Below are 25,635 nucleotides of genomic sequence, written 5' to 3'. Positions count from 1 at the left end.
AACGCTCGGCTGGGAAACCCCAGCCGAGCGTCTGTCTAAACTGCTCGCGGCTTGATCAACTCACCGCGTGTTGCGACGACCCCTTGAATTCGCCCTTCGAGAGGGGCCCTCCTTCGTGACGTGGAACGGCTCAGCGCCAGCTGTGCGGCGCGCGGAAGCCGGGCTCGCGCTCCAGGCGGCGCCAGCCCGCCTTCGGGCGGCCGCGGTGGGCCGGCGCGGTGGCGGGCCGGGCGGCCGCACGGGCCAGGAGGACGGCCGTGATGGCGGCGACTTCCTCGGGCTCGGCGTGGCCCTTCTCGACACGGATGTCATGGGTGGTCATAGGTCTCAGTCTCCAGGAGAGAGGTTTCCGCGGGGGCACCGGGAAGGATCCGCCGGGTTACTGCGGGGGGTTGCCGTGCTTGCGGGAGGGCAGGTCGGCGTGCTTGTTCTGGAGCATCGCGAGCGAGCGGACGAGGATCTCGCGCGTCTCGGCCGGGTCGATGACGTCGTCGACCAGGCCGCGCTCGGCGGCGTAGTAGGGGTGCATCAGCTCGGACTTGTACTCCTTGACCATGCGGGCCCGCATGGCGTCGGGGTCCTCGGCCTCGGCGATCTGGCGCCGGAAGATGACGTTGGCGGCGCCTTCCGCGCCCATCACGGCGATCTCGTTCGTCGGCCAGGCGAAGGTGAGGTCGGCACCGATGGACTGGCTGTCCATGACGATGTACGCACCTCCGTAGGCCTTGCGCAGGATCAGGGAGATCCGGGGCACGGTCGCGTTGCAGTAGGCGTACAGCAGCTTGGCGCCGTGCCGGATGATCCCGCCGTGCTCCTGGTCGACGCCGGGGAGGAACCCGGGCACGTCCAGGAACGTGACGATCGGAACGTTAAAAGCGTCACACATCTGGACAAAGCGTGCAGCTTTTTCGGACGCCTCGATGTCCAGGACGCCCGCGAGCGTCTGCGGCTGGTTGGCGACGATGCCGACCACCTGGCCGTCCAGCCGGGCCAGCGCGCAGATGATGTTGCGCGCCCAGCGCTCGTGGACCTCCAGGTACTCGCCGTCGTCGACGATCTCCTCGATGACCTTGGCCATGTCGTAGGGCCGGTTGCCGTCCGCCGGCACCAGGTCCAGCAGGACGTCGGAGCGGCGGTCGGCCGGGTCCGTGCACTCCACCCGGGGCGGGTTCTCCCGGTTGTTCTGCGGGAGGAGGGAGAGCAGGTAGCGGACCTCGGCGATGCAGGTCTCCTCGTCGTCGTAGGCGAAGTGACACACGCCGGAGGTCTCGGCGTGGACGTCGGCGCCGCCCAGGCCGTTCTGGGTGATCTCCTCGCCGGTGACCGCCTTGACGACGTCGGGTCCGGTGATGAACATCTGCGAGGTCTCGCGGACCATGAACACGAAGTCCGTCAGGGCGGGGCTGTAGGCCGCGCCGCCCGCGCACGGGCCCAGCATCACCGAGATCTGCGGGATGACGCCCGAGGCCTTGGTGTTGCGCTGGAAGATGCCGCCGTAGCCGGCGAGCGCGGAGACGCCCTCCTGGATACGGGCGCCCGCGCCGTCGTTGAGGGAGACCAGCGGCGCGCCGGCCGCGATGGCCATGTCCATGATCTTGTGGATCTTCGTGGCGTGGGCCTCGCCCAGCGCGCCGCCGAAGATGCGGAAGTCATGGGCGTAGACGAAGACCGTACGGCCCTCCACGGTGCCCCAGCCGGTGATCACACCGTCGGTGTAGGGCTTCTTCGCCTCCAGGCCGAAACCGGTCGCCCGGTGCCGGCGCAGCTGCTCGACCTCCTGGAACGTGCCCGGGTCCAGCAGCAGCTCGATGCGCTCCCGGGCGGTCAGCTTGCCCTTGGCATGCTGAGCCTCGGTCGCCTTCTCGCTCGGCCCGGCCAGGGCCTGCGCACGGATCTCGTGCAGCTCGGCCACCCGCCCGCGCGCGTCCGTCGGCTCACTCGGCGCCTCATCCAAAACGGTCATGTAGTGACCTTACGGAGGTCACCAAGGAAAGCGAGCCGTCGACTCCGTACAGTGTCCGGCCCGTTTTCCTGGTAGCCCTGAACAGAACCGGGACGGGATGCAGCCGTTCTGACTGCTCGGGGGGCGTTCCGCTTGTCGGGGTTGCACAAAGAGGTCATGTGAGACGCAGCTCACATCGGTGGGTGGCGCATGCCACGCCCGGCGTAATCCTCAGGGTCGCACGGCGGCCCGTCGAGACGACTTCCACGGTGTCGTCCGCCCGCACCACCCCGCGCACCGGATGGTGCCAGGTGATCTCCAGCGGCTCGCCCGTGCGGGGCGGCTCGCTCACGCAGAGGGTGGCGGTGCGGCCCCGGCGGCGCAGCAGCACGCTCGCCCCGGCGGAGGCGGTCAGCGGGCCCGCGGTGCCGGCCTGCCAGAAGTTGACGGCCGTCAGGCCGAGGGAGGCGGCGTGCACGGCCTGGCGGGCGCGGTCGTTCGCGAGGACCGCCGGGCGGTCGCGGCCGGCGGCGCGGGCCGCGACCGTCCGGCGGGAGGCGCCGGGCAGCAGGACGTACCGGTACGTGGCGTCGACCGGGTCGGTGCCGTGGTCCAGCCAGAGGGTCTGCCAGCGGCGGGTGCGCCGCTCGGTGGTGGACGTGGTGTTGATGTCGGACCAGGCGCCGGTGCGGTCCTCGCGCAGGGTCAGCAGTCCGCCCTCCGGGACCAGCCAGCCGCCGTGGCCTTCCAGGTGGGCCCAGCCGGGGCCGCGTGTGAAGGCCTGGGTGCCGCCCTCGCCCAGGTTGCGGTTGTCCACCACCGTCTCGACCGGGACGCCGTCGGCGCAGGTGATGCCCGCGCCCAGGCAGACCACCGCGTCGGCGAGGAAGAACCAGGACTTGCGGGCCTCGAGCGTCGAGCCGAGGCCCTTCAGGTGCTGGCCGACGGCCGCGAACTCGCCGTCGGTCGTGCCGCCGACCCAGCGCACGTCCGGCCTGGGCGCTCCCCACTCGCCGCCGGCCCGGTCGGGCAGGCGTCCGGTGGAGACCGTCGTACCGGGCAGGCGGTAGCAGTCCACCGTCGGCCAGAACCAGTCCGTGTACTGGTCGCTCGGGCCGTCGGCCCACCAGTAGAGCATTCCGGCGCCGGTGTGCCAGCCGCGCGGGTTCTCGCCGTTGCCGCACTCGTAGTGCGCGATGCGGTCGCTGGCCATGGCGAGGTTCGCCGTGAAGCCGGGGCGGCGGTGCACGGCCCGGTCCATGGCCGCGAAGAGCCGGTGGCCGACGGGTTCGGCGGCCGCCTCGACGGGCGCGTCGGCGATGGCGTGCAGCCGTGCCAGGTCGGCCACCTGGAACTGGGGCGCGGTCAGGACCGGCGACACGGTGTCCCGTTCGATCCAGCCCTTGACGAGCGCGTGCCAGCGGTCGCGTTCGGCCGGGCTCGCCGCGGCGGCCAGCAGGGCCACGGCCGCGATGACGCCGCGCCCGTGGAAGTGGTCGCCGCGCAGGACGTGCCGTTCGTCGCTCTTGAGGAGACCCCGGCTGACGGCGCGGCCGTTGACGCTGTCCATCACCAGCCCGTCGTGGATCAGGGGCGCGTAGGCGTGCTCGACGGCGTCGAGGACGATCTGCCGGTTCGGGTCGGTCACCTCCCACTCGCTTCCGGCGAGCAGCGCGAAGAGGCGGCCGAGGCCGTCGAGCATGACCTGCCCGTAGGTCCCCGAGTAGGCGACCCAGGTGTGCTGGACGAACGACCCGTCCGGGTACAGCCCGTCCCCCCGGGTGACGTACGGGAACACCGGCGACAGCGCGTCGCGGGCGAGGGCGATGCCGGCCGGGTCGCGGCCCAGGATGCCGCGCAGGGCGACGGAGCGGCACAGGTCGACGCGGTTGGCGCCGGTCGACGTGCCGGAGTGGTCGCCGAACATCGTGTCGGGGACGAAGTGGTCGACGGCCGCGCAGGCCGCGGCGATCCGCGCGTCGGTGAGCTGTTCGTAGAGGGCCGCGGTGATGTCCATGAGGAGGCGGGGGCTGCCGATCTGCCACTCCCACCAGTTGCCGTAGCGGGTGGTGGAGGGGTTGTAGACGGTCGCCGAGAGGTGGTCCAGGCCGCGCCGGACGTCCGCGAGGAGTTCCTGGTCGCCGGTGCGGCCGGTGCCCGGCTGGAGGAAGGCCTGGGTCATCGTCCACAGGCGGCTGTAGCTGAGGGTGATCCCGGACGGCAGGTCGAACGGATGGCCCGGCCAGAGGGAGCCGGCGGCCGGGGCCATGCCGGCCTGGAAGCGCCGGGCCAGTTCGCCGGTCTCGGCCAGGCGCGAGGCGTACGGCTCGGCGGCGGGGTCGTAGCCGGTTCCGAGGGCGATGGCGAGCCAGCGGCGGCGGAGGGTGTCGTAGGGGTCGGCGCCGGGTTCGGCGCGGGGGTCGACACCGGGGTCGGCACCGGGGTCGGCACCAGGTTCGGCACCGGGGTCGGCTTCCGCTTCGGCGGCGGCGCGGGCGGGTCCGGCGCCGGAGCCGAAGGACGTGGCCGCGAGGGCCGCGGCGGACAGGAAGGCGCGGCGCGTCGGAGTCGTGCCCATGTGCGTGTGTCACCTCGGCCGGCGGTACGGGGAACGGATGCGGCCGGGGAGCTCCGGGCGGTGCCGCCGTCCGGAGCTCCCCGTGGGGCACGGCTCAGCAGCCGCCGCAGTTGTAGTACAGGACGTCCCAGTGGTTGCCCTCGTCGGCGTAGATGTTGCCGGAGCCGGACTTGTACTGCGGGGCGCCGTCGCCGCGCAGGCCGATGTAGGTGAAGTTGTTCTTGATGTAGCTCGTCACGCAGGTGTTCTTGCCGTAGTCGAGCTTGTAGCCGTTCCAGTGCGAGTAGGTGCCGGAGGCGTGGCCGGTCTCGGTACCGCCGGTGATGTTCAGGCCGCAGCCGCTGGCGCGCTTGAGGGTCTGCGCTCCCTGCGCGGTGGCGAGGTTGAGCTGCTCGAAGGACGTGCAGGTGGAGTTGTAGCGGTCGGAGCAGTTGCCGGAGGAGGACCAGGTGATGCCGACCTCGCGGAACATCGAGGTCGCGGTGGCGTGACTGATCTTGGTGACCGCGAAGGCGTCGGTGGCGGTGCCGACGACCGCGACGCCGGGGGCGACGACGAGCGCGAGCGCGGTCAGGGTGGACCTGATCTTCATGGGGGACCTTCCTGCGGGGGACCGTCGACGGTCCGGGGACCGTGTGTCTGTGGGGCGGCTGTGCAGGTGGTGCCAGGAGATGGTGCCCGACTTCTACGCGCGTCCGCCAGAGGGCGCCCCGTGATCGCAGGGAGAAGAGGTTGAAACTTGAACGGAATAGGTCTACGGTCGTCCATGTTGAACCTCATTGAAGATTCAACATCTCCCCACTTTCTTTGGAGCACACCATGGGCATCTTCGGCCGCAAGACCACCGACTCCGACGAGACCGCCGGCGCGGCGCCCGCCGCCGTCAACCCCGACCTCGCCGCGCTGACCGGCGACTACACCATCGACCCGGCGCACAGCACGCTCGGTTTCGTCGCCCGCCACGCCATGGTCACCAACGTCAAGGGCAAGTTCCTCGACTTCAGCGGCACGCTGCACCTCGACGGCTCGGACCCGGCCAAGTCGACGGCGTCCATCGACGTCACGATGGAGAGCATCGACACCGGCTCCGCGGACCGCGACGGCCACCTGAAGAGCGCGGACTTCTTCAAGACGGAGGAGTTCCCGACGATGACCTTCCGTTCGACCGAGGCGCAGGCCCTGGGCGGCGACGACTACCGCATCACCGGCGACCTCACGATCCTCGGCGTCACCAAGCCGCTCACCATCGACCTCGAGTTCAACGGCGCCGCGAAGGACCCCTTCGGCAACGAGCGCGTCGGTTTCGAGGGCAAGGCGGAGATCCTGCGCTCCGAGTGGGGCCTGACCTGGAACGCGGCGCTGGAGACGGGCGGCGTGCTGGTCTCCGACAAGATCAAGCTGAACTTCGACATCTCGGCGATCAAGTCCGCGTGACGCCCTGAGCGCGTCCACCCCGACGCCGCCTCCCGAGCGCGCCCGCCCTCCACTCCCCGTGCCGAGGACGGGCGCTCGCCCGTACCCGGACGCGGCCCCGGACTCTGTGCGGGCACCGGCGCAGGCCCCGGCCCGGGCACCGGCGTGAGCGCGGGCGCCCGGGCCATGCGGGCACGGTCGGCCCGGTGCGACCGCGGCGCGGACCCCAGGCACGGGACCCGGACGCGGACCTCGGCCGAGCGGCCGGCCGGACGCCGGCGCTCGTCCCGGGCGCGGCCGTGAGCCCGGCACGGGCCAGACCTCGGCGCTGCCCCCGCCGCTCATGCGAACGCGCGCCGCGGGCGCGGACGCGGGCGCGGGCCGGAGCGCAGACCAGGCGTCGGCCCGGTCCCGGGCCTCACGCGGGCGCGGACACGGACCCGGCCCGACCGCGAACGCGGGCACGGGTGCGAGCCCGGACGCGGACGCGCGCCGGAGCGCAAGCCGGGCGTCGGTCCGGCCCCGGGCCTCGTTCGCGGGGGCGGGCGCAGGACCGGGCGTGAGCGCGGGCACGGGCGCTCGTGCGGGCGCGGCCGACCCGGTGCGGGGGCAGGGACCAGGCACGGGACCCGGACGCCGACCTCGGCCGAGCGGCGGACCTCGGCCGAGCGGTGGGCCGGGCGCCGGCGCTCGTCCCGGGCGCGGCCGTGAGCCCGGCACGGGCCAGACCTCGGCGCTGCCCTCGCCGCTCATGCGAACGCGCGCCGTGGGCACGGGCCCAATCGCGGACACTGGCGCGGGCAAGGCGTCGGCCCGGCCCGTGCTCGTACGGGCACAGGCGCACGCCCCGCCCGGACGCAGACGCGGGCCGGAGCGCAAGCCGGGCGTCGGTCCGGCCCCCGGGCTCGTTCGCGGGGGCGGGTGCAGGTCCGCGCACAGGGGCTCGTGCGGGCGCGGCCGACCCGGTGCGGGGGCAGGGACCAGGCACGGGGCCCGGACGCGGACCTCGGCCGAGCGGTGGGCCGGGCGCCGGCGCTCGTCCCGGGCACAGCCGTGAGCCCGGCGCGGGCCAGGCGTCGGTGCCGCCCCCGCCGCTCAGGCGAACCCGCGCCTTGGGCACGGGCCCAATCGCGGGCGCGGGCACGGGCCTGGCGCCGGCCCGGCCCTCGCGCGGGCGCTCGTCCAGATCCAGACGCAAGCCCGGTGCGGGCGTGGCCGTGGGCACGGGGCCAGTCGCGGGCGCGGACGCGGGTCGGAGCGCAGACCAGGCGTCGGACCGGTCCCGGGGCTCACGCGGGCGCGGACACGGGCCCGCCCCGGACGCGGGCGTGAGCCCGGGTGGGGGGTCAGAAGCCTCCGCCGAAGTCGCCGCCGCTGTCGAAGCCGCCTCCGAAGTCGCCGGGGTCGAAGTCGGGGCCTGAGACGTCGCCGCCCTCGTAGCCGCCGAAGTCGCCGTAGCCGGAGCCGTAGTCGGCCGCGTAGGACGGGGTCGCCATCATGCTGCCGAGCATGGTGCCGACGAGCAGGGCGGGCAGCAGGCCGCCGCCGAAGTAACCGCCCGCCCAGGGGCCGTAGGCGGGGCCGGCGTCCCAGTACGGGCGGCGGCCGTACTGGGTGTCCACCTCGCGGACCGCGGGATCGCGGCCGTCGGCCAGGCGGGCCCGGTCGGCGGCGCAGACCGGCACCTCGCGCGGCGCGCCGGCCGCGGGCGTCCAGACGGCGTCGGCGACGGACGGGCCGTGGCGCGGGTCGAAGAAGCAGGGCGGCCGGCGCTCGGGCAGCGGCCGGTGCTCCCGGCGGGCGGCGAGCTGCGCGAGCGAGAAGCGGCCGTCCTCCAGCGCCCGGGTGACGGCGCGGACGTCCTCGGGTCTCGCCGCGGCGGCCATCGCCGTCTTGGCCTGTTCGTAGGCGTCCAGCGCGCGTTCGTAGTCGGCGCGCATGGCGTCGTCGGCGCCGGACTCGGCCGGATGGAAGTCGAGGCGGTCCAGTTCCTCGCCGAAGGCCGTGATGTCCTCGTCGACGACGACCCGGAGCTTCTCCAGCGCGGCCCGCTGCTCCTCGGCCCGGCGGCGCCGGTTCCGCCGGGCGAGGGTGTACACGCCCGCGCCGCCGGCCACCAGCACCGCGCCCCCGACGATCAGCCCGGTGACCGGGACGCCGCCGCCGTCGGAGGGCGACCCCCAGCTCGCGGGCGCCGAGCCGCCCATGCCGGCGAGGGCGCGGTCCGCGAAGTCGTTCAGCTGCGTCTTGGCATCCTCGCCCTGCACACTGGCGACGAGGTTCTGCCGGGCGGGGACGGACATCACCGAGGAGTCGGCGCGGGCGTCGAACCGGTCGCCCAGCCGGATGCCGTACAGGCCCGTGACGCCCGTGGCGGTGCGCAGGTCCGCGAACAGGTTCCGGGTGGGGTGGTCCGCGGGCAGGACCGCGATGAACAGCGGCTTGCCGGCGTCCTTGATCCGCCGGGCCAACGCGTCGGCGTCGCCCGCGGAGAGCTGGGCGGAGGCGGCCGGATCGACGTACACCGGGCCCTGGCGCAGGGCCGCGGCGATCACCGAGACGTCGGTGGCGGCCTCGGCCCGGGGCGCTGTCACGGTCAAAGCGGCCAGCACCAGCGCGAGCAGCAGCGCCGGGAGGCTTCGGGTCCGTGTGACGGCCTTCATGGTTCGAAGCTACCCGAAGCCCCCGAAGCCTCCCAAAGGTGCGCATTCAGTCAGGTGGCGGGCCTCCTCAGGAGGCGGCTCGCCAGGCCGTCGCCAGGCGCTGCACGGCCGCCCCGTACCGGCCGGTCAGCGACAGGTGGTCGGCGTCGGCGAAGGGTTTCGCGACCTCCGCCGTGATGTGCTGCCCCACCTTCCGCTGGACGATCAGCCGCGCCTTGTCGACCAGCGCGCGTCCGGTCCGGCCGGCCCCGGCCCGCTCGGCGGCCGCGGCGGCCGTCGCGAGCGCCCGCAGGGTGCCCGCCCCGCCGTCCGGCGCCTTCGTCAGCGTCGTCAGGCCCCAGCCGTAGGGGTACTGCGGGTCGTACGAGGTGTCGCCGACGTTGATCGGCAGCTGCGCCTCCGACCGGGGCCAGGTGACCGGGAGCCGGCCGGTGAAGGGGCGGCGGCCGTAGAGGACGTCGGCGACCCCGGCGCCCTCGGTGCCCGGCAGCCAGGAGGCGACCAGGGCGTCGATCTCCCCGAGCCGGTCGCCGATCAGCTGCGGGCGCCCGGAGACGATCAGCACCGCGCACTTCATGGCGGCGCACACCTTGTCCACGGCGGCCTTGTCGGCGGCCGTCAGCTCCAGGTCGTTGCCGTTGCCGACATCCCCGACGCCCTCGGCGTAGGGGGTCTCGCCGACGACGACCACGCCGACGTCGTAGCCGGCCGTGGGCGCGGAGGCGTCCTTCGAGTACGTGACGTCGCCGCCGGCCGCGCGCATCCCCTGGAGCACGGTGGTGCCGTCGGTGTGGGTGCCGGACGCGCCCTGCCAGGTGATGGTCCAGCCGCCGGTCTGGTTGCCGAGGTCGTCGGCGTTCGATCCGGCGACGTACACCTTCTGGTGCTTCCGCAGCGGGAGCACGCCGCCGGCGTTCTTCAGCAGCACCTGCGACTCGGCGGCCGCCTGCCGGGCCACCGCCCGGTGCGCGGCGGAGCCGATCCGGGAGGCGCCCCGCGTGTCGGCGTACGGGTGCTCGAACAGGCCGAGCTTGAATTTCTGGGTGAGGATGCGGGAGACGGCGTCGTCGATCCGCCGCTCGCCGATCCGGCCGGCCTTCGCCTCGTCGACCAGCGTGGTGCGGAAGTCCTTGTAGCCGTAGGGGACCATCATCATGTCGACGCCCGCGTCGACCGCGGTGCGCACCTGGGAGGCGTAGTCGCCGGGCAGCTGGTCGATGGCGTTCCAGTCGCTGATGACGAAGCCGTCGAAGCCCATGCGGCCCTTGAGCACGCCGTTGATCATGTCGGCGCGGGCGTGCATCTTCACCGGGCCCCGCCCGTCGCCGACGAGGTCCAGCGAGGAGTACGAGGGCATGACCGAGCCGACGCCCCGGTCGACGGCGGCCTCGTACGGTGCCAGGTGGACGGCCTCCAGCTCCTGCCGGGTGACCCTGGTGACGCCCTGGTCGATGGTGTAGGTGCCGGTGGTGGAGGAGCCGTACGCGGTGCCGCCGTCGCCGACGAAGTGCTTGGCGGTGGCGAGGACCTTGTCGTTCTCCTTCAACTGCCGTCCGCTCGGCGCTCCTTGGAGGCCCTGGATGATCGTCTCCAGGGACTTCACGAGGGCCGGGTCCTCGCCGAAGGACTCGTAGGAACGGCCCCAGCGCTCGTCGCGGGTCACGCAGAGGCAGGGGGCGAAGTCCCAGGGGACGCCGGTCGCGCGGACCTCGGACGCCGTCACGGCGCCGGTCTTCTCGACGAGCCGGGGGTCGCGGGTCGCGCCGAGGCCGATGTTGTGCGGCATGACCGTGGCGCCGGCCAGGTTGTTGTGCCCGTGCACCGCGTCGACGCCGTAGATCAGCGGGATCTGGAAGCGGGTGGCCCGCGCGCGCAGCTGGAAGCCGTCGATCATCTTCGCCCAGGCCTCGGGGGTGTTGGGCGTGGGGGTCGAGCCGCCGCCCGACAGCAGCGAGCCGAGGTCGTACCCGGCGATGTCGCCCTGGTCGGTCAGCGCGCCGCGCTCGGCCTGGGTCATCTGGCCGGCCTTCTCCTCGAGGGACATGCGGCCCACCAGGTCGGCGACCCGTTCGCGGACCGGCAGTCTGCTGTCGAGGTACGGCAGTCCGTGGGCGTCGACGACGACCTGCGGGGTCTCGGCGGGCGGCTTCGCGCCGGTCACCGTGAGCCGGAGCGGGATCGTCTCGGCGGCCTCGGCGGTGCCGTCCTTCAGGGTGGGGACCCGGACGGTCCGCACGGCGCCGGAGGCGGTGCCGGCCGGGAAGGCGACGGTGCCCTCGACCGGGGTGTAGTCCCTGCCGGGTTCGGCGGTGCCGCCGGCGGTGGTGTAGGCGACCGTCACCGGTTCCTCCAGCGGCACGGCGCCGGTGGTGGAGACGGTGACCCGCACGGCCGCGGCGCTGCCCTCCCGCACCGGGTACACGGCGGAGTCGGTGGTGACGGCGGCGCGCAGCGACTGGTCGGCCCTGCCGTACAGCTCGACGCCGTCCATGGCGAAGGTGCCCTTGACACCGGTGGGGAGCGTGACGGCGTACCCCCACATCTGCGTCAGGCCCAGGACGTGGTCGATGCCGCCGACGGGCTGGTAGTCGGTGCGGTAGGCGAAGTCGGTGAACGGGAGCTCGATCCGCTTCCAGCCGGTGAAGTCGTCGGTGAAGGAGGTCGTCCACAGCTCGGAGGCCTCGCCGTGGGCGCCGCCGTCCTTGATCTCGAAGGCGATCTTCTTCCCGCTGCCCCGGCCTTCCCACCAGAAGCGGACGCCCTGGTGGGCGGACCAGTCGTGGGCGGGCGCGTCGGCGGCGAAGTCGTGCGTGAAGCCGCCGTAGCCGCTGATGTCGTAGCTGCCGGAGAGGACCTTGGCGCCCTCGGGGGCGTCGGCGCGTTCCTCCAGGGCGAGCGTGGGCGGGTCGTCGCTGTCGCCGCCCCAGGTGAAGATGCCCTCCGCGGGCTGGGCGGCGAAGGGCACCTCGCCCTCGAAGCGGTCGACGGCCACCGGGGCGGGGCCGGGGTCGTCGGCCGCGCGGGCCGCGGACAGCGGCAGCATGGCGGCGAGCAACGCGGTGGAGACGAGCAGGGCGGTTCTCGGCATGGACCTTCCCTCGGCTCTCGGAAGTTCACTCATGGCTTAGCTCACGCCGTGAGTTAACTGGCGCCCCGCCGACCCGTCAAGACGTCGCGCCGGCCTTGTCGCCCTCGCCGTCCCCGGTACGGCAGGGTTCGCCCGGGCTCCGGCGAGTGGGGCGTTGCCCCGGCGAGTCCGCGGAACTCGCCGGAGCCCGGGCGGCGGCGGGACTACTGGGCCGGCGCCACGCCCGCCCGCAGCAGACCGTAGGTGTACGCGTCCTCCAGTGCCTGCCAGGAGGCGGCGATGACGTTGTCGGCCACGCCCACCGTGGACCACTCCCCCGCGCCGTCGGAGGTGGAGATCAGCACACGGGTCGTGGACTGGGTGCCGTGCACGCCCTCCAGGATGCGGACCTTGTAGTCGACCAGGTCGAGCTTGGCGAGCTGGGGGTAGATCTTCTCCAGGGCGACGCGCAGGGCGCGGTCGAGGGCGTTGACCGGGCCGTTGCCCTCCGCGGTGGCGACGATGCGCTCGCTCTTGGCCCACAGCTTGACGGTGGCCTCGTTGGCGTGGGTGCCGTCGGGGCGGTCCTCGACGATCGCCCGCCAGGACTCGACCTCGAAGTACTTCAGCGGCTTGCCCTCGACCTCGCCGCGCAGCAGCAGTTCGAAGGAGGCGTCGGCAGCCTCGTACGTGTAGCCCTTGAGTTCGCGTTCCTTGACCCGCTCGACGACCCGGCCGACCAGTTCGCGGTCGCCGCCGAGGTCGATGCCGAGTTCCTTGCCCTTGAGCTCGACGGAGGCGCGGCCGGCCATGTCGGAGACCAGCATCCGCATGGTGTTGCCGACCTGCTCGGGGTCGATGTGCTGGTACAGGTCCGGGTCGACCTTGATCGCGGAGGCGTGCAGGCCGGCCTTGTGCGCGAAGGCGGAGACGCCGACGTAGGGCTGGTGGGTGGAGGGGGTGAGGTTCACCACCTCGGCGATGGCGTGCGAGATGCGGGTCATCTCGCGCAGCCGGCCCTCCGGCAGGACCTTCTTGCCGTACTTCAGCTCCAGGGCGGCGACGACCGGGAAGAGGTTGGCGTTGCCGACGCGTTCGCCGTAGCCGTTCGCCGTGCACTGGACGTGGGTGGCGCCCGCGTCGACGGCGGCGAGGGTGTTGGCGACCGCGCAGCCCGTGTCGTCCTGGGCGTGGATGCCGAGCCGGGCGCCGGTGTCGGCCAGCACCGTGGAGACCACCGCCTGGATCTGCGCCGGGAGCATGCCGCCGTTGGTGTCGCACAGCACCACCACGTCCGCGCCCGCCTCCGCCGCGGCCCGTACGACCGACTTGGCGTACTCGGGGTTCGCGCGGTAGCCGTCGAAGAAGTGCTCGCAGTCCACGAAGACCCTGCGGCCCTGCTCGCGCAGGTGGGAGACCGTGTCGCGGACCATCTCCAGGTTCTCCTCGAGCGTGGTGCGCAGCGCCAGCTCGACGTGCCGGTCGTGGGACTTCGCGACGAGTGTGATCACCTCGGCGCCCGAGTCCAGGAGCGCCTTGACCTGCGGATCCTCGGCCGCCTTGGCGCCGGCGCGGCGGGTGGCGCCGAACGCGACGAGCCGGGCGTGCTTGAAGTCGATCTCCTGCCGGGCGCGGGCGAAGAACTCGGTGTCCCGCGGGTTGGCGCCGGGCCAGCCGCCCTCGATGAAGCCCACGCCGAAGTCGTCCAGGTGCCGTGCGATGGCCAGCTTGTCCGCGACGGTGAGGTTGATGCCCTCGCGCTGCGCGCCGTCACGCAGGGTGGTGTCGAAGACGTGGAACGAATCGTCGAGCTCGCTGGTTGCGGTCATGGTCTCAAGGCTCCTGATGTCGGATCTCGGTCTTTACCGGAATGACCGGCTCCACCGTCCTCCAATGATCCCTCGCGCTGCGCCCCCGGCTGAAGGTGGGCCAGAAAAGCGAAAAACCCCTCGCGGGTGCGAGAGGTCTGCGCGCGGGTCGAGGACGACGGTGTCCGCCCGTACCTGGTCGTACGTGGCGGTCACTGCGGACCGGCGCGCCTGCTGCCAATAATCATGGCGAACGAGAGCACGGGGGCAGTGTGGCACAAACCGAACGGGCGCCTACGGCCCGTCTCAGGATGCGAGCACCGCCCTGGTCACCGCAGGCGGCGCTCAGCGCTCCGGGAGCAGCGTCTGCGCGAGGAATTCAGCCACATGGGTGAGGACGTTCCGCCGGTCCGTGCCGCGCAGGCCGATCGCGACGTGGAGGGAGAGCCCGTCCAGCAGGGCGCGCAGGCGGGTGCCGAAGCGGTCGGGGTCGACGGCGCGGAACTCGCCGCGGGAGATCCCCTCCGCGAGCAGCGCCACGAGGTCGCGGTGCCAGGCGAGTTCGATGGCGGCCTGGCGGTCGCGGGCGTCGTCGTCGGCGTTCTGCGAGCGGTTCCACACCTCCAGCCACAGCGTCCAGTGCGGGTCGCGGTGGCCGTCGGGCACGTAGAGGTCGACATAGGCGTCGAGCCGCTCGCGGGCCGTGCCGGGGCGGGCCAGCCGGCGTCCGCGCTCGGCGCCGAGCCGGCCCTCGCTCCACTCCAGGGTCTGCAGGAGCAGTTCGTCCTTGGAGTGGAAGTAGTAGAGCAGGTGGCCGCTGCTCATCCCTACCGCGGTCCCCAGCGCCGCCATGGTCAGCTTCTCCAGACCGCGTTCCGCGATCATGCCCATGGCTGCGGCGAGGACCTCCTCGCGCGGCGGCGCGTTCCTACGCGCACCGGCCATCCGTCTGCTCCTAGATCCTCGGCTGCTGCTGGGTGATGCAGTGGATGCCACCGCCTCCGGAGAAGATCGTACGGGCGTCCACCAGGGTCACCGTCCGTTCCGGGAACAGTCGGCGGAAGATGCCCGCCGCGATCTCGTCGCGCGGGTCGTCGAAGCCGCACAGGACGACGCCGCCGTTGCACAGGTAGTGGTTGATGTAGGACCAGTCGGCCCAGCGGCCGTCGGCCTCCAGGACGGTCGGGGCGGGGACCTCGACCACCTCCAGGCGGCGGCCGCGGGCGTCGGTGGCGGACTTCAGGATGCCGATGACCTCCTTGGTCACCTCGTGATCGGGGTGCGCCGGGTCCGGCTGGTGGTGCGCGACCACGACGCCGGGCCGGGCGAACGCGGCGACGATGTCGACGTGGCCGAGGGTGCCGTAGCCGTCGGGGGTCCCCCCACGCCTTTCGGGCAGTGGGGGAGGGTAGTCGCCGGTCAGGCCGCGCGGCAGCCAGATCGCCCTGCGGGTGCCGAGCTGGGCGTGGATCTCCGCCTCGACCCGCTCGCGCGTCCAGTGCGGGTTGCGCTCGGGGCCGAGCTGCACGGTCTCGGTCAGCAGCACCGTGCCCTCGCCGTCGACGTGGATCGCGCCGCCCTCGTTGACCAGCTCCGAGGTGTACGTCCGGGCCCCCGCGAGGTCGGCGACGTACGCGGCGATCTTCGCGTCGTGTTCCCAGCGGGCCCAGCCCTGGGCGCCCCAGCCGTTGAACGTCCAGTCGACGGCGGCCAGTTCGCGCCCGTCGGTGAGGAAGGTGGGGCCGATGTCACGCATCCACGCGTCGTCGAGTTCCCGCTCGACGGTGTCGACGCCGGGGCCGAGCAGCGCCCGCGCCTGCTCCGACTGTCCGGGGCCGCACACCACCGTCACCGGCTCGAAGCGGCGTACCGCACGGGCGACGGACGCCCAGGCGATGCGGGAGGCGGCGAGGGCCTCGGGGTCGTGGAAGGTCGGGTTGGGGCCCGGCCACGCCATCCAGGTGCGCTCGTGCGGGGCCCACTCGGGGGGCATGCGGAAGCCGTCGGCGGCTGCGGACATGGGTGTTCCTCACAGGAAGTACAGGCGGTTGAGACCGACCGAGTCGGCGGGGTCGGAGCGGACCGGCTCGCCGTCGAGGGTGACCAGCCCGGTGCGCGGATCGACGTCGACCGTTCCGGTACGGCAGTTCAGGCGCAGGTCGGCCGGGCCGATGCCGCGCGTGCCGCGGACGGCGACCCGGCGTCTGCGCGTCGGCATGGTGTCGCCGCCCCGGTCGAGGGCGGCCTGCGCGACGAACGCGACGGAGATCTCGGCGGGCGTGGCCCCGTACGCCCCGAACTGCGGTCCGAGGACGAGGGGTTCGCAGGTGTCGGTGGCCGCGTTGGGGTCGCCGGTCACGCCGTAGGCGGGGAAGCCGGCCTTGAGCACCAGTTGCGGCTTGGCGCCGAAGAACTCCGGCCGCCACAGCACGATGTCCGCCAGCTTGCCGACCTCGATGGAGCCGACCTCGTGCGAAAGCCCGTGCGCGATGGCCGGGTTGACGGTCAGCTTGGCGATGTAGCGCAGCACGCGCTCGTTGTCGTGGCCGTCGTCCGGGGCGCCGGCCTGGGCCTTCATCTTCCCGGCCATGGCGAAGGTGCGGCGGACCGTCTCCCCCGCCCGGCCCATGCCCTGCGCGTCGGAGGAGGTGATGCCGATGGCGCCCAGGTCGTGCAGCACGTCCTCGGCGCCCATGGTGCCGGCCCGGATGCGGTCCCGGGCCAGGGCGGCGTCGCCGGGCAGGTCGGGCTTGAGGTCGTGGACGGAGACGATCATGCCGTAGTGCTCGGCGACGGCGTCCCGGCCGAAGGGCAGGGTCGGGTTGGTGGAGGAGCCGATGACGTTGGCGACACCGGCCATCTTCAGCACGTTCGGCACGTGTCCGCCGCCGCAGCCCTCGATGTGGAAGGCGTGCACGGTGCGGCCCTCCAGCACCCGCAGGGTGTCCTCCACCGACAGGCACTCGTTCAGCCCGTCGCTGTGCAGGGCCACCTGGACGTCGTACTGCTCGGCGACGCGCAGCGCGGTGTCCAGCGCCCGGGTGTGGGCGCCCATGTCCTCGTGGACCTTGAACCCGCACGCGCCGCCCTCGGCCAGCGCCTCCACCAGGGGCGCCGGGCCGGACGACGAACCCCGGGCGAGGAAGCCGATGTTGACCGGCCAGGCGTCGAAGGCGCCGAAGGCGTGCCGCAGCGCCCACGGCGAGTTGACGCCGACGCCCCACACCGGGCCGAACTCCTGCCCGATGATCGTGGTCACGCCGGACGCCAGCGAGGCCTCCATGATCCGCGGCGAGAGCAGGTGGACGTGGGTGTCGACGGCGCCCGCGGTGGCGATGAGCCCCTCGCCGGACACGATCGAGGTGCCGGTGCCGACGACGACGTCGACGCCGTCGAGGGTGTCGGGGTTGCCGGCCCGCCCGATGGAGTGGATCCGGCCCTCGCGGATCCCGATGGACACCTTGCGGATGCCCTGCACGGCGTCGATCACGACGACGTTGCTGATGACGACGTCGCAGGTGTCGCGGACGGCGGCGGCCTTGAGGTGCAGCCCGTCGCGGGCCGTCTTGCCGAACCCGGCGAGGAACTCGTCGCCGGGGCGCTGGGCGTCGGACTCGACGCGGATCACCAGCCCCGAGTCGCCGAGCCGGATGCGGTCGCCGGCCCGCGGGCCGTGGGTGGCGGCGTACTCGTACGGGTTCACGCGTCCGCTCCCAGATATCCGCAGGCGGCGGCCCTGCGCAGGGCCTCTTCCTTGGCTCCGGGCGCGTCCAGGGCGCCGTCGACGAGTCCCGCGAACCCGATCGCGATCCGCTCGCCGCCGATCGGCACCAGCCCCACCTCGACGCTCTCCCCCGGCCCGAAGCGGACCGACGACCCGGCGGGCACCGCGAGCCGCATCCCGTAGGCGGTCGCGCGGGCGAAGTCGAGGCGCGGGTTGACCTCGAAGAAGTGGAAGTGGGAGGTGACGGAGACCGGCACGGTCGCGGTGTTGGTGACCGTGAGCCGGACGACCGCCTCGGGCTCGGCGTGCCCGGGTCCGGGTCCGGGGCCGGGCAGCAGTGCGCCCGGGGCCCGCTCCCCCAGCCCGCCGCCGATCGGGTCGCCGACCACCGCGAGCCGGGAGCCGTCGTCGAAGACGGCCTCGACGTGCACCTCGGTGACGACGTCCGCGACACCGGGCAGCACGTCGTCCGGCCCGAGGACGGACCGGGCCCGCTCGATCGCCTCGGCGAGCCGGGCGCCGTCCCGGGCGGCCTCGCACACGGTGTCGGCGATCAGCGCGGTCGCCTCCGGGACGTTGAGCCTGAGGCCGCGGGCCCGGCGGGCGCGGGCCAGTTCGGCGGCGCCGAAGAGCAGCAGCCGGTCGCGTTCGGTGGGGGTCAACCGCACGCCGGGACACCTCCTCGTCCTCTCGATTAGAGCTTCACTCTAACCATGAGAGCGCGAGAAGGAAAGAATCGACGACGGTCGAGAGTCTTGAAGTTTGAGCGATGCTCAAACCAGCGACGAAGAAGGGCGCCTCCCGGCAGGAGGCGCCCTTCGTGCCGACGCTCAGGTCAGCCCAGCTTGTGCATCCAGCCGTGCTCGTCCTCGGCGATGCCCCGCTGGATGTCCAGCAGTGCCCGGCGCAGCTTCAGCGTGACCTCGCCGGGCTCGCCGCCCGCCTGCTGCCACTCGGCGCCCTCGCGCTTGACCGTGCCGACCGGGGTGATGACGGCGGCCGTGCCGCAGGAGAAGACCTCGGTCAGCGTGCCGTTCGCGGCGTCGTGCTGCCACTGGTCGATGGAGACGCGGCCTTCCTCGGCGGTGTAGCCGAGGTCGCGGGCGACGGTGAGCAGGGAGTCGCGGGTGACGCCCTCCAGGATGGAGCCGGTGAGGGTCGGCGTGACGATCCGGTCGCCGTAGACGAAGTACAGGTTCATGCCGCCGAGTTCCTCGACCCACTTGTGCTCGACCGCGTCGAGGTAGCAGACCTGGTCGCAGCCCTTGGCGGCGGCCTCGGCCTGGGCGAGGAGGGAGGCGGCGTAGTTGCCGCCGGTCTTGGCGTCGCCGGTGCCGCCGGGGACGGCGCGGACGCGGTCCTCGGAGAGCCAGATGGTGACGGGCTTGACGCCACCGGGGAAGTAGGCGCCGGCCGGGGAGGCGATGACCAGGAAGAGGTACTCGTTGGCGGGCTTGACGCCCAGGCCGACCTCGGTGGCGATCATGAACGGGCGCAGGTAGAGCGACTCCTCGCCACCGTGCGCGGGCACCCACGCCTTGTCCTGCTGGACCAGGACGTCGCAGGCCTCGATGAACGTCTCGACCGGCAGCTCGGGCATGCCGAGGCGGTGCGCGGAGCGCTGGAAGCGGCGGGCGTTCATCTCGGGGCGGAAGGTGGCGACGGAGCCGTCGGGCTGGCGGTAGGCCTTGAGGCCCTCGAAGATCTCCTGCGCGTAGTGCAGGGTCATGTTCGCCGGGTCGAGGGAGAGCGGCCCGTACGGCACGAGCTGGCCGTCGTGCCAGCCGCGGCCCTCCGTCCACTTGATCGTCACCATGTGGTCGGTGAAGTGGCGGCCGAACCCGGGGTTCGCCAGGATCGCCTCGCGCTCGGCGTCGGAGAGGGGGCTGGCGGAGGGCTTGAGCTCGATCGTGGGCGTCGTCATGAGAAGTTGTCCTTCACCGGTTGTGTAGTGACAGGCCGCCTCACGCCCGTGACTGCCAGTGGCCAGTGCTAGGACGTCCGAGCATTCCCTCATTCCGCGGCCCCGTCCGATTATCGCAAAACGGGGATCCGTGGAAGGAACGGCGTGAATGCGGCCCAGGGGATGATGGTGGCACCCGGCGGGGACGCAGGAAAGCCGCCGGGTGCGAGTGACCCGGCGGCTTCGAGTGTTCCGAGGAGCGCGGCGGGGGTCAGCCGGCTACTCGTACGGCCAGCGCGTCGCCGATCTCGGCGGTGGAGCGGGCGGGCTTGCCGGTGCGCTCGGCGAGGTCGGCGGAGACCGCCTCCTCGATGCGGGCGGCCTCGGCCTCGTGGCCGAGGTGGCGCAGCAGCAGGGCGACGGACAGGACCGTGGCGGTGGGGTCGGCCTTGCCCTGGCCGGCGATGTCGGGCGCGGAACCGTGGACCGGCTCGAACATCGAGGGGAACTCGCCGCTGGGGTTGATGTTGCCGCTCGCGGCGACGCCGATGCCGCCGGAGACGGCCGCGGCGAGGTCGGTGATGATGTCGCCGAAGAGGTTGTCGGTGACGATCACGTCGAACCGCTCGGGCTGCGTGACCAGGTAGATGGTCGCCGCGTCCACGTGCATGTACTCGGTGGTGACGTCGGGGAACTCCTTAGCCACCGCGTTGAAGACGTTCGTCCACAGGTGACCCGCGAAGGTCAGCACGTTGTTCTTGTGGATCAGCGCGAGCTTCTTGCGCGGGCGGGCCTGGGCGCGGGCGAAGGCGTCGCGGACCACGCGCTCGACACCGAAGGCCGTGTTGACGGAGACCTCGGTGGCGACCTCGTGCGGCGTGCCCTTGCGGATGGTGCCGCCGTTGCCGGTGTACGGGCCCTCGGTGCCCTCGCGGACCACGACGAAGTCGATCTGCGGCTGGCCGGCCAGCGGGGTGGCGACACCCGGCAGGAGCTTCGACGGACGCAGGTTGACGTGGTGGTCGAAGGCGAAGCGGAGCTTGAGCAGGAAGCCGCGCTCCAGGACGCCGGAGGGGACGCTCGGGTCGCCGATCGCGCCGAGGAGAATGGCGTCGTGCCGCTTCAGGGCGTCGAGGTCGGCGTCGGTGAGGGTCTCACCGGTGGCGTGGTAGCGCTTGGCGCCGAAGTCGTACTCCTGGGTCTCCAGCTTCACATCCTGCGGAAGGACGGCGGAGAGGACCTTCAGGCCTTCGGCCACGACCTCCTGGCCGATGCCGTCACCGGGGATCACTGCGAGATTGATGCTGCGAGACATGCGGGCACCCTACTCCTCGTCCCATGGGATGACACCGGGTGTCCGTCATGCGGACAGCGGCGCGGGCGGCGGCACCGACGCGTCGCCGCCCGTTCATCCCGATGTGTGGCGAGCGTTGGGGTTTGCTGGGAAGTTCACCGCCATGGACCTTCCCGATGTCGGCATCCCGCCACGGCTCGCGAGCCGGATGAGCATGGCCGAGCAGTACGAGTACCTGCGCACCGGGCTGAGCCGGCGCCGCACGCTGGTGACGGCCGGCGCGGTGGCGGGCGGGCTGCTGACCGGCTGCGGCGGCCCGGCGTCGCGGGGTGCGGCGCCGGGCGGCACGGCCGCGGTCCCGTCGCCGGCGGCTTCCCTGGTCCACGGCTCCGCCGTCTCCCCGTTCGGCCGCCACCTCGCCTTCGGCGCGGACCCGAAGACGCAGATGCGCGTCTCCTGGCAGGTGCCGCTGGCGGTGCGCAGGCCGTACGTGCGCGTCGGGACGAGGCCCGACGATCTGGGCCGGAAGACCGCGGCCGAGGTCCGCGCGCTGCACACCCCGGGGGTGACCGGCGTGCGCCCGGCCCTGGAGCAGTCCTACCTGCACGCCGCCCTGGACGGCCTGCGCCCCGGCACGACGTACTACTACGGCGTCGGTCACGACGGCTTCGACCCCGCCTCCCCGGGCCACCGCTCGACGATCGGCGCCTTCCGCACGGCGCCCGCGCGTCCCGAGACGTTCGTGTTCACGGCGTTCGGCGACCAGGGCGTCAGCCGGGCGGCGGCCGCCAACGACCACGTGGTGCTGCGCCAGAAGCCCGCCTTCCACCTCCACGCGGGCGACATCTGCTACGCGGACGTCAACGGACGCGGCCGGCAGAGCGACGGGTACGACCCCGCCTTCTGGGACCTGTTCCTCAAGCAGAACGAGCCGGTGGCACGGTCGGTGCCGTGGATGGTGACGACCGGCAACCACGACATGGAGGCCTGGTACTCGCCGGACGGCTACGGCGGCCAGCTCGCCCGCTTCTCCCTGCCCGACAGCGGCTTCGACCCGCGCACGGCGCCGGGCGTGTACGCCTTCACCTACGGCAACGTCGGCTTCGTCGCGCTGGACGCCAACGACGTGTCGTACGAGATCCCCGCCAACCTCGGCTACACCGGCGGCCGGCAGACGAGGTGGCTGGACGCGAAGCTGGGTGAGCTGCGGGCGGCGAAGGACGTCGACTTCATCGTCGTCTTCTTCCACCACTGCGCCTACTCGACCTCCACGCACGCCTCCGACGGCGGGGTGCGCGCCGAGTGGCTGCCGCTGTTCGCCGAGCACCAGGTGGACCTGGTGATCAACGGCCACAACCACGTCTACGAACGGACCGACGCGATCAGGAACGGCGACGTCGGCAGGGCGGTGCCCGTCGGCGCGTCGACCGACCCGACGCGGGACGGGACCGTGTACGTCACGGCGGGCGGCGGCGGCAGGGACCTGTACGGCTTCCCGCCGGGCGTCAAGGAGAGCTACGAGGGGCACCTCACCCGCCACGACCCGGTCGACACCTTCCGGTGGACGAAGTCGCGGGCCGCGGAGGCGGAGACCGTGGAGTGGTCGCGGGTGCGCTACCGGGGCTTCTCGCTGCTCTCGGTGGAGGCGGTGAGCGGCGCGGCGCCCCGGCTCAGGGTGTCGGCGCTCACGGACAGCGGCAAGCGCATCGACCACTTCGAGGTGCGGCGCGGGGCGTGAGTCCGCGCCGCGGGCGGCGGCTCGGTCCGCGCCGCGTGGCGGCTCGATCCGCGCCGCGTGGCGGCTCGGTCCGCGCCGCGGGTGGCGGCTCAGTGGCCGGTCGCGCCGCCGTTGTCCCTGCGGTCGAGGGCGCGCTGGAGGGCGGCTGCGGCGTTCTTGCGCTCGGACTCACTCGTACGGGAGATGCGACGGACTCGGCGGCGGGCGGTCGTCTCGGCCATGGGAAATCGACTCCTTCGGCATACGGGAGTGCGGGAGATGGAGATGGGGATGCGAGACGCCGGGTAGGGCGGGGAGCGGTGCCGCAGGGGTTGCCTGCACGGGGCCCGGCTCACGACCGCCATTCGCTTGGTCGAGCGATACGTTCGGCTCCTACAAAGCTAAGGGAGCGGCCCCGGTCTGTCTCCACAATTACTCGGACTTCCTACTATCTGAGACAGTGGATCGGGTCACACCGCTGCGACCTGCGCTTTCGTCCTCACGGCCCGGTGGCCGGCGCGCGCCCCGCCGTGCCGGGATGTCCGAGGCCGGCCGGCGGAGTCAGGATGGAGAGATGAGCACGCCACATCACCGGCCCGAGGAGCGGCCGGCGCCCGCGGCGGACGAGGTGCTGCTGCGGGTGCTGGCCGCGGGCGTCGTCCCGGCGGCCCCGGCGGCGCGTTCCGGAGCGGCCCTGGAGTACGCGGAACCGCCCTGCACGGCGGGCCTCGACGTCTCCGGCGTGGTGACGGCGGCCGGAGCGGACGTCACCCGGTTCGGCCCCGGCGACGAGGTGTTCGGCAGGATCGACGACGGCGGCTGCGCCACCCACGTCACCGTGCCGGCCGGTCACCTCGCCCCGAAGCCCGCGACGCTGGACCACGTGCACGCGGCCGGGGCCCCGACGGCGGCGCTCACCGCCTGGCAGGCCCTGATCGACATCGGCCGGGCCGGCCCGGGCACCCGGGTGCTGATCCACGCGGCCGACGGCGGAGCGGGGGACGTGGCGGTCCAGCTGGCCAGGGCGGAGGGCGCGTACGTCGTCGCCACCGCCCGCACCGACCGGCACGGCCTGGTGCGCGACCTGGGCGCCGACGAACTCCTCGACCCGGCCGACGCCGACCTGGCCGCCGTCGTGCACGACATCGACGTGGCCCTGGACCTGGTGGGCGGCGACGACGGCCCACGCGCCCTGGGGACCCTGCGCCCGAACGGTCTGCTGGTGTGCGCGGTCCCCGGCGACCCGGGACTCGCCCCGGAGGACGTGGAGGCCCGCGGCATGCGCTTCGCCGTGGTCCGGGCGGAGCCCTCCGGGGAACGCCTCGCCAAGGCCGCCGGTCTCCTGGCGGACGGCCGCGTGCGCGTCCACGTGGCGGCCGTGCTGCCGTTCGCCGAGGCGGCGAAGGCCCAGGAGCTGTGCGCGGCGGGCGACGCCGGGGGCGCGGTGGTGCTGGTGCCCGGCCGCCCGTGAGCCGGACGGCGGCCTCTCGGCCGACAACGGCCGGGTGCGGGTCGATAATGGAGTCGTCCACGCGACTGAGGTCCGCTCCGCGCACGCCACGGCGGAGCCGGGCCACGGGAAGGTGACGTCATGAGCGACAAGGCACTTCTCGAGGGCGGTCCGAAGGATCTGCCCCAGCGGATCGTCCCGGTCCCGCCGCCCGGGAACGACGTGAAGATCGAGTGGCTCAACGGATACGAGCACTTCCGCGCGACTCCACGGCAGGCGGAAACGGACGAGGGCCGGCTGCCGGTGTACGAGTGGTGGGAGCGGACGGAACTGCCCAGCTGAGGCGCACGGAAGGGGCCGGGGCCGGACCGCTGCGGTCCGGCCCCGGCCCCGGTGTGTGACGATCCGTCAGCCCATGTGCGGGTAGGTGTAGTCGGTCGGCGGGACCAGCGTCTCCTTGATGGCGCGGGTCAGCGTCCAGCGCAGCAGGTTCTGCGGGGCGCCGGCCTTGTCGTTCGTGCCGGAGGCACGGCCGCCGCCGAAGGGCTGCTGGCCGACGACGGCACCGGTGGACTTGTCGTTGATGTAGAAGTTGCCGGCCGCGTAGCGCAGCTTCTCCATCGTGTACGCCGCCGCCGCGCGGTCGTTCGCGATCACCGAGCCGGTCAGCGCGTAGTCGGACACCGACTCCATCTGGGTCAGCATCTCGTCGTACTTGTCGTCCTCGTAGACGTACACGGCGAGGAACGGGCCGAAGTACTCGGTGCGGAAGACCTCGTTGTCCGGGTCGGTGCACTCGACGACGGTCGGGCGGACGAACCAGCCGACCGAGTCGTCGTAGCCGCCGCCCGCGACGATCGTGCAGCTGGGGTCCTGCTTCGCGCGGTCGATGGCCGCCTTGTTCTTGGCGAAGGCCCGCTCGTCGATCACCGCGCCCATGAAGTGGGACAGGTCGGTGACGTCGCCCATCGTCAGGCCGTCGACCTCGGCCGCGAACTCCTCCTTGAAGCCGGAGTTCCAGATCGACGCCGGGAGGTAGGCGCGCGAGGTGGCGCTGCACTTCTGGCCCTGGTACTCGAAGGCGCCGCGGGTCAGCGCCGTCTTCAGCACCGCGCGGTCGGCGCTCGGGTGGGCGACGAGGAAGTCCTTGCCGCCGGTCTCGCCGACCAGGCGCGGGTAGGAGCGGTACTTCTCGATGTTGTTGCCGACCGTCTTCCACAGGTACTGGAAGGTCTTGGTCGAGCCGGTGAAGTGGATGCCCGCGAGGTCACGGTGGTTCAGGGCGACCTCGGAGACCTCGACGCCGTCGCCGGTGAGGAGGTTGATGACGCCCTTGGGCAGGCCCGCCTCCTCCAGCAGCCGCATCAGCAGGACGGCCGCGTGGGTCTGGGTGGGGGACGGCTTCCAGATCACCACGTTGCCCATGAGGGCGGGGGCGGTGGGCAGGTTGGCCGCGATCGCGCTGAAGTTGAACGGCGTGATCGCGTAGACGAAGCCCTCCAGCGGGCGGTGGTCCAGGCGATTCCAGACGCCCGGGGAGTTGGCCGGGGGCTGCTCGGCGAGGATCTGGCGGGCGTAGTGGACGTTGAACCGCCAGAAGTCGACCAGCTCGCACGGGGAGTCGATCTCCGCCTGCTGCGCGGTCTTCGACTGGCCCAGCATGGTGGAGGCGGCGATGGTCTCGCGCCAGGGCCCGGCGAGCAGTTCCGCGGCGCGCAGGATGATCGCCGCGCGGTCGTCGAACGACATCGCGCGCCAGGCGGGCGCGGCGGCGAGGGCCGCGTCGATCGCGTCGCGCGCGTCCTGCCGGGTGGCGTGGCGGAGGGTGCCGAGGACGGCCTTGTGGTTGTGCGGCTGGACGACCTGGAAGGGCTCGCCGCCGCCCATCCGCTTCTCGCCGCCGATGGTCATCGGCAGGTCGACCGGGTTCTCGGCCAGCTCCTTGAGCTTGGCCTCCAGGCGCTGACGCTCGGGCGAGCCGGGGGCGTAGCCGTGCACCGGCTCGTTGACGGGGGTGGGGACCTGGGTCACAGCGTCCATGGGATGCGTAACTCCTTGTACGTGAGCGGGTGTTCG

19 protein-coding genes are annotated in these 25,635 nt (G+C 72.8%); 4 read left to right on the top strand and 15 right to left on the bottom strand.

Going from position 1 to position 25,635, the window contains the following annotated elements:
- Window positions 1–130: 130 nt before the first annotated feature.
- From ACH4ZX_RS21850 to ACH4ZX_RS21835, 4 genes are all read right to left on the bottom strand, one after another.
- Window positions 131–322 carry an acyl-CoA carboxylase subunit epsilon gene (locus ACH4ZX_RS21850; protein WP_351897845.1) on the bottom strand — a complete coding sequence of 64 codons (192 nt, stop codon included), beginning with the start codon at window positions 320–322 and terminating at the stop codon, window positions 131–133.
- A gap of 57 nt (window positions 323–379) precedes the next feature.
- Window positions 380–1,963 (bottom strand): acyl-CoA carboxylase subunit beta, encoded by a 1,584-nt coding sequence (locus tag ACH4ZX_RS21845; RefSeq protein ID WP_398275110.1) that lies wholly within the window; start codon window positions 1,961–1,963, stop codon window positions 380–382.
- 154 nt (window positions 1,964–2,117) lie between these two features.
- Window positions 2,118–4,520 carry a polysaccharide lyase 8 family protein gene (locus ACH4ZX_RS21840; RefSeq protein WP_398275107.1) on the bottom strand — a complete coding sequence of 801 codons (2,403 nt, stop codon included), beginning with the start codon at window positions 4,518–4,520 and terminating at the stop codon, window positions 2,118–2,120.
- 94 nt (window positions 4,521–4,614) lie between these two features.
- A complete protein-coding gene (locus ACH4ZX_RS21835) occupies window positions 4,615–5,112 on the bottom strand; it encodes a hypothetical protein (RefSeq protein WP_398275104.1) in 498 nt (165 codons plus the stop codon).
- A gap of 227 nt (window positions 5,113–5,339) precedes the next feature.
- Between ACH4ZX_RS21835 and ACH4ZX_RS21830 the strand changes: the two genes are divergently transcribed.
- Window positions 5,340–5,954 carry a YceI family protein gene (locus tag ACH4ZX_RS21830; protein WP_398275101.1) on the top strand — a complete coding sequence of 205 codons (615 nt, stop codon included), beginning with the start codon at window positions 5,340–5,342 and terminating at the stop codon, window positions 5,952–5,954.
- A 1,325-nt stretch (window positions 5,955–7,279) separates the two neighbouring features.
- Here ACH4ZX_RS21830 and ACH4ZX_RS21825 read toward each other — a convergent pair.
- The 9 genes from ACH4ZX_RS21825 to ACH4ZX_RS21785 form a co-directional block, all read right to left on the bottom strand.
- Entirely contained in the window at window positions 7,280–8,596 is a 1,317-nt protein-coding gene (locus tag ACH4ZX_RS21825; RefSeq protein WP_398275098.1) for a hypothetical protein, read from the bottom strand.
- A gap of 67 nt (window positions 8,597–8,663) precedes the next feature.
- Complete coding sequence (locus ACH4ZX_RS21820; protein ID WP_398275095.1) at window positions 8,664–11,684, bottom strand: glycoside hydrolase family 3 protein; 3,021 nt, start codon at window positions 11,682–11,684, stop codon at window positions 8,664–8,666.
- 203 nt (window positions 11,685–11,887) lie between these two features.
- On the bottom strand, window positions 11,888–13,492 hold the full coding sequence (gene cimA / locus ACH4ZX_RS21815) for a citramalate synthase (RefSeq protein ID WP_398275092.1): 1,605 nt from the start codon (window positions 13,490–13,492) through the stop codon (window positions 11,888–11,890).
- A 324-nt stretch (window positions 13,493–13,816) separates the two neighbouring features.
- Complete coding sequence (locus ACH4ZX_RS21810; protein WP_398275089.1) at window positions 13,817–14,416, bottom strand: TetR/AcrR family transcriptional regulator; 600 nt, start codon at window positions 14,414–14,416, stop codon at window positions 13,817–13,819.
- Window positions 14,417–14,426: 10 nt separating this feature from the next.
- Complete coding sequence (locus tag ACH4ZX_RS21805) at window positions 14,427–15,491, bottom strand: agmatine/peptidylarginine deiminase (protein ID WP_398275086.1); 1,065 nt, start codon at window positions 15,489–15,491, stop codon at window positions 14,427–14,429.
- Window positions 15,492–15,500: 9 nt separating this feature from the next.
- Window positions 15,501–17,174, bottom strand: coding sequence for an urease subunit alpha (locus tag ACH4ZX_RS21800; RefSeq protein WP_398275083.1), 1,674 nt, complete (start codon window positions 17,172–17,174; stop codon window positions 15,501–15,503).
- Complete coding sequence (ureA, locus tag ACH4ZX_RS21795) at window positions 17,171–17,863, bottom strand: urease subunit gamma (protein ID WP_398275080.1); 693 nt, start codon at window positions 17,861–17,863, stop codon at window positions 17,171–17,173. Before ureA ends, ACH4ZX_RS21800 begins: the two co-directional genes overlap by 4 nt.
- 167 nt (window positions 17,864–18,030) lie before the next feature.
- Entirely contained in the window at window positions 18,031–19,119 is a 1,089-nt protein-coding gene (locus ACH4ZX_RS21790) for a branched-chain amino acid aminotransferase (RefSeq protein WP_398275077.1), read from the bottom strand.
- Between the two features lie 250 nt (window positions 19,120–19,369).
- The gene (locus ACH4ZX_RS21785) at window positions 19,370–20,413 is read right to left on the bottom strand and encodes a 3-isopropylmalate dehydrogenase (protein ID WP_398275074.1); all 1,044 of its coding nucleotides are present in this window, start codon (window positions 20,411–20,413) and stop codon (window positions 19,370–19,372) included.
- A gap of 142 nt (window positions 20,414–20,555) precedes the next feature.
- Between ACH4ZX_RS21785 and ACH4ZX_RS21780 the strand changes: the two genes are divergently transcribed.
- A complete protein-coding gene (locus ACH4ZX_RS21780) occupies window positions 20,556–22,130 on the top strand; it encodes a fibronectin type III domain-containing protein (protein ID WP_398275071.1) in 1,575 nt (524 codons plus the stop codon).
- An 89-nt stretch (window positions 22,131–22,219) separates the two neighbouring features.
- Here ACH4ZX_RS21780 and ACH4ZX_RS21775 read toward each other — a convergent pair whose 3' ends face one another.
- Window positions 22,220–22,351, bottom strand: a complete 132-nt coding sequence (locus ACH4ZX_RS21775) for a hypothetical protein (RefSeq protein ID WP_360749637.1) — start codon at window positions 22,349–22,351, stop codon at window positions 22,220–22,222.
- Between the two features lie 332 nt (window positions 22,352–22,683).
- On the opposite strand from ACH4ZX_RS21775, the gene ACH4ZX_RS21770 reads away from it, so the two are divergent.
- Window positions 22,684–23,580 carry an NADP-dependent oxidoreductase gene (locus ACH4ZX_RS21770; protein WP_398275068.1) on the top strand — a complete coding sequence of 299 codons (897 nt, stop codon included), beginning with the start codon at window positions 22,684–22,686 and terminating at the stop codon, window positions 23,578–23,580.
- 120 nt (window positions 23,581–23,700) lie between these two features.
- Complete coding sequence (locus tag ACH4ZX_RS21765) at window positions 23,701–23,901, top strand: DUF5988 family protein (RefSeq protein ID WP_398275065.1); 201 nt, start codon at window positions 23,701–23,703, stop codon at window positions 23,899–23,901.
- A gap of 66 nt (window positions 23,902–23,967) precedes the next feature.
- Here ACH4ZX_RS21765 and pruA read toward each other — a convergent pair whose 3' ends face one another.
- On the bottom strand, window positions 23,968–25,599 hold the full coding sequence (pruA, locus tag ACH4ZX_RS21760) for an L-glutamate gamma-semialdehyde dehydrogenase (RefSeq protein ID WP_398275062.1): 1,632 nt from the start codon (window positions 25,597–25,599) through the stop codon (window positions 23,968–23,970).
- Window positions 25,600–25,635 lie beyond the last annotated feature (36 nt).

The sequence above is a fragment of the Streptomyces sp. NPDC020490 genome (assembly GCF_044335305.1).
Classification (GTDB): domain Bacteria; phylum Actinomycetota; class Actinomycetes; order Streptomycetales; family Streptomycetaceae; genus Streptomyces.
The sequence above is the reverse complement of the archived record's forward strand: the minus strand, read 5'-3'. Positions and strand labels throughout refer to the sequence as shown.

Bases quoted from the DNA above. Each gene is read 5' to 3' on its own strand.
- ACH4ZX_RS21770 (WP_398275068.1), top strand. From the start codon at position 22,684: ATGAGCACGCCACATCACCGGCCCGAGGAGCGGCCGGCGCCCGCGGCG.
- ACH4ZX_RS21825 (WP_398275098.1), bottom strand. From the start codon at position 8,596: ATGAAGGCCGTCACACGGACCCGAAGCCTCCCGGCGCTGCTGCTCGCG.
- ACH4ZX_RS21775 (WP_360749637.1), bottom strand. From the start codon at position 22,351: ATGGCCGAGACGACCGCCCGCCGCCGAGTCCGTCGCATCTCCCGTACG.
- ACH4ZX_RS21780 (WP_398275071.1), top strand. From the start codon at position 20,556: ATGGACCTTCCCGATGTCGGCATCCCGCCACGGCTCGCGAGCCGGATG.
- ACH4ZX_RS21850 (WP_351897845.1), bottom strand. From the start codon at position 322: ATGACCACCCATGACATCCGTGTCGAGAAGGGCCACGCCGAGCCCGAG.
- pruA (WP_398275062.1), bottom strand. From the start codon at position 25,599: ATGGACGCTGTGACCCAGGTCCCCACCCCCGTCAACGAGCCGGTGCAC.
- ACH4ZX_RS21840 (WP_398275107.1), bottom strand. From the start codon at position 4,520: ATGGGCACGACTCCGACGCGCCGCGCCTTCCTGTCCGCCGCGGCCCTC.
- ACH4ZX_RS21785 (WP_398275074.1), bottom strand. From the start codon at position 20,413: ATGTCTCGCAGCATCAATCTCGCAGTGATCCCCGGTGACGGCATCGGC.
- cimA (WP_398275092.1), bottom strand. From the start codon at position 13,492: ATGACCGCAACCAGCGAGCTCGACGATTCGTTCCACGTCTTCGACACC.
- ACH4ZX_RS21830 (WP_398275101.1), top strand. From the start codon at position 5,340: ATGGGCATCTTCGGCCGCAAGACCACCGACTCCGACGAGACCGCCGGC.
- ACH4ZX_RS21805 (WP_398275086.1), bottom strand. From the start codon at position 15,491: ATGTCCGCAGCCGCCGACGGCTTCCGCATGCCCCCCGAGTGGGCCCCG.
- ACH4ZX_RS21835 (WP_398275104.1), bottom strand. From the start codon at position 5,112: ATGAAGATCAGGTCCACCCTGACCGCGCTCGCGCTCGTCGTCGCCCCC.
- ACH4ZX_RS21810 (WP_398275089.1), bottom strand. From the start codon at position 14,416: ATGGCCGGTGCGCGTAGGAACGCGCCGCCGCGCGAGGAGGTCCTCGCC.
- ACH4ZX_RS21845 (WP_398275110.1), bottom strand. From the start codon at position 1,963: ATGACCGTTTTGGATGAGGCGCCGAGTGAGCCGACGGACGCGCGCGGG.
- ACH4ZX_RS21790 (WP_398275077.1), bottom strand. From the start codon at position 19,119: ATGACGACGCCCACGATCGAGCTCAAGCCCTCCGCCAGCCCCCTCTCC.
- ACH4ZX_RS21765 (WP_398275065.1), top strand. From the start codon at position 23,701: ATGAGCGACAAGGCACTTCTCGAGGGCGGTCCGAAGGATCTGCCCCAG.
- ACH4ZX_RS21820 (WP_398275095.1), bottom strand. From the start codon at position 11,684: ATGCCGAGAACCGCCCTGCTCGTCTCCACCGCGTTGCTCGCCGCCATG.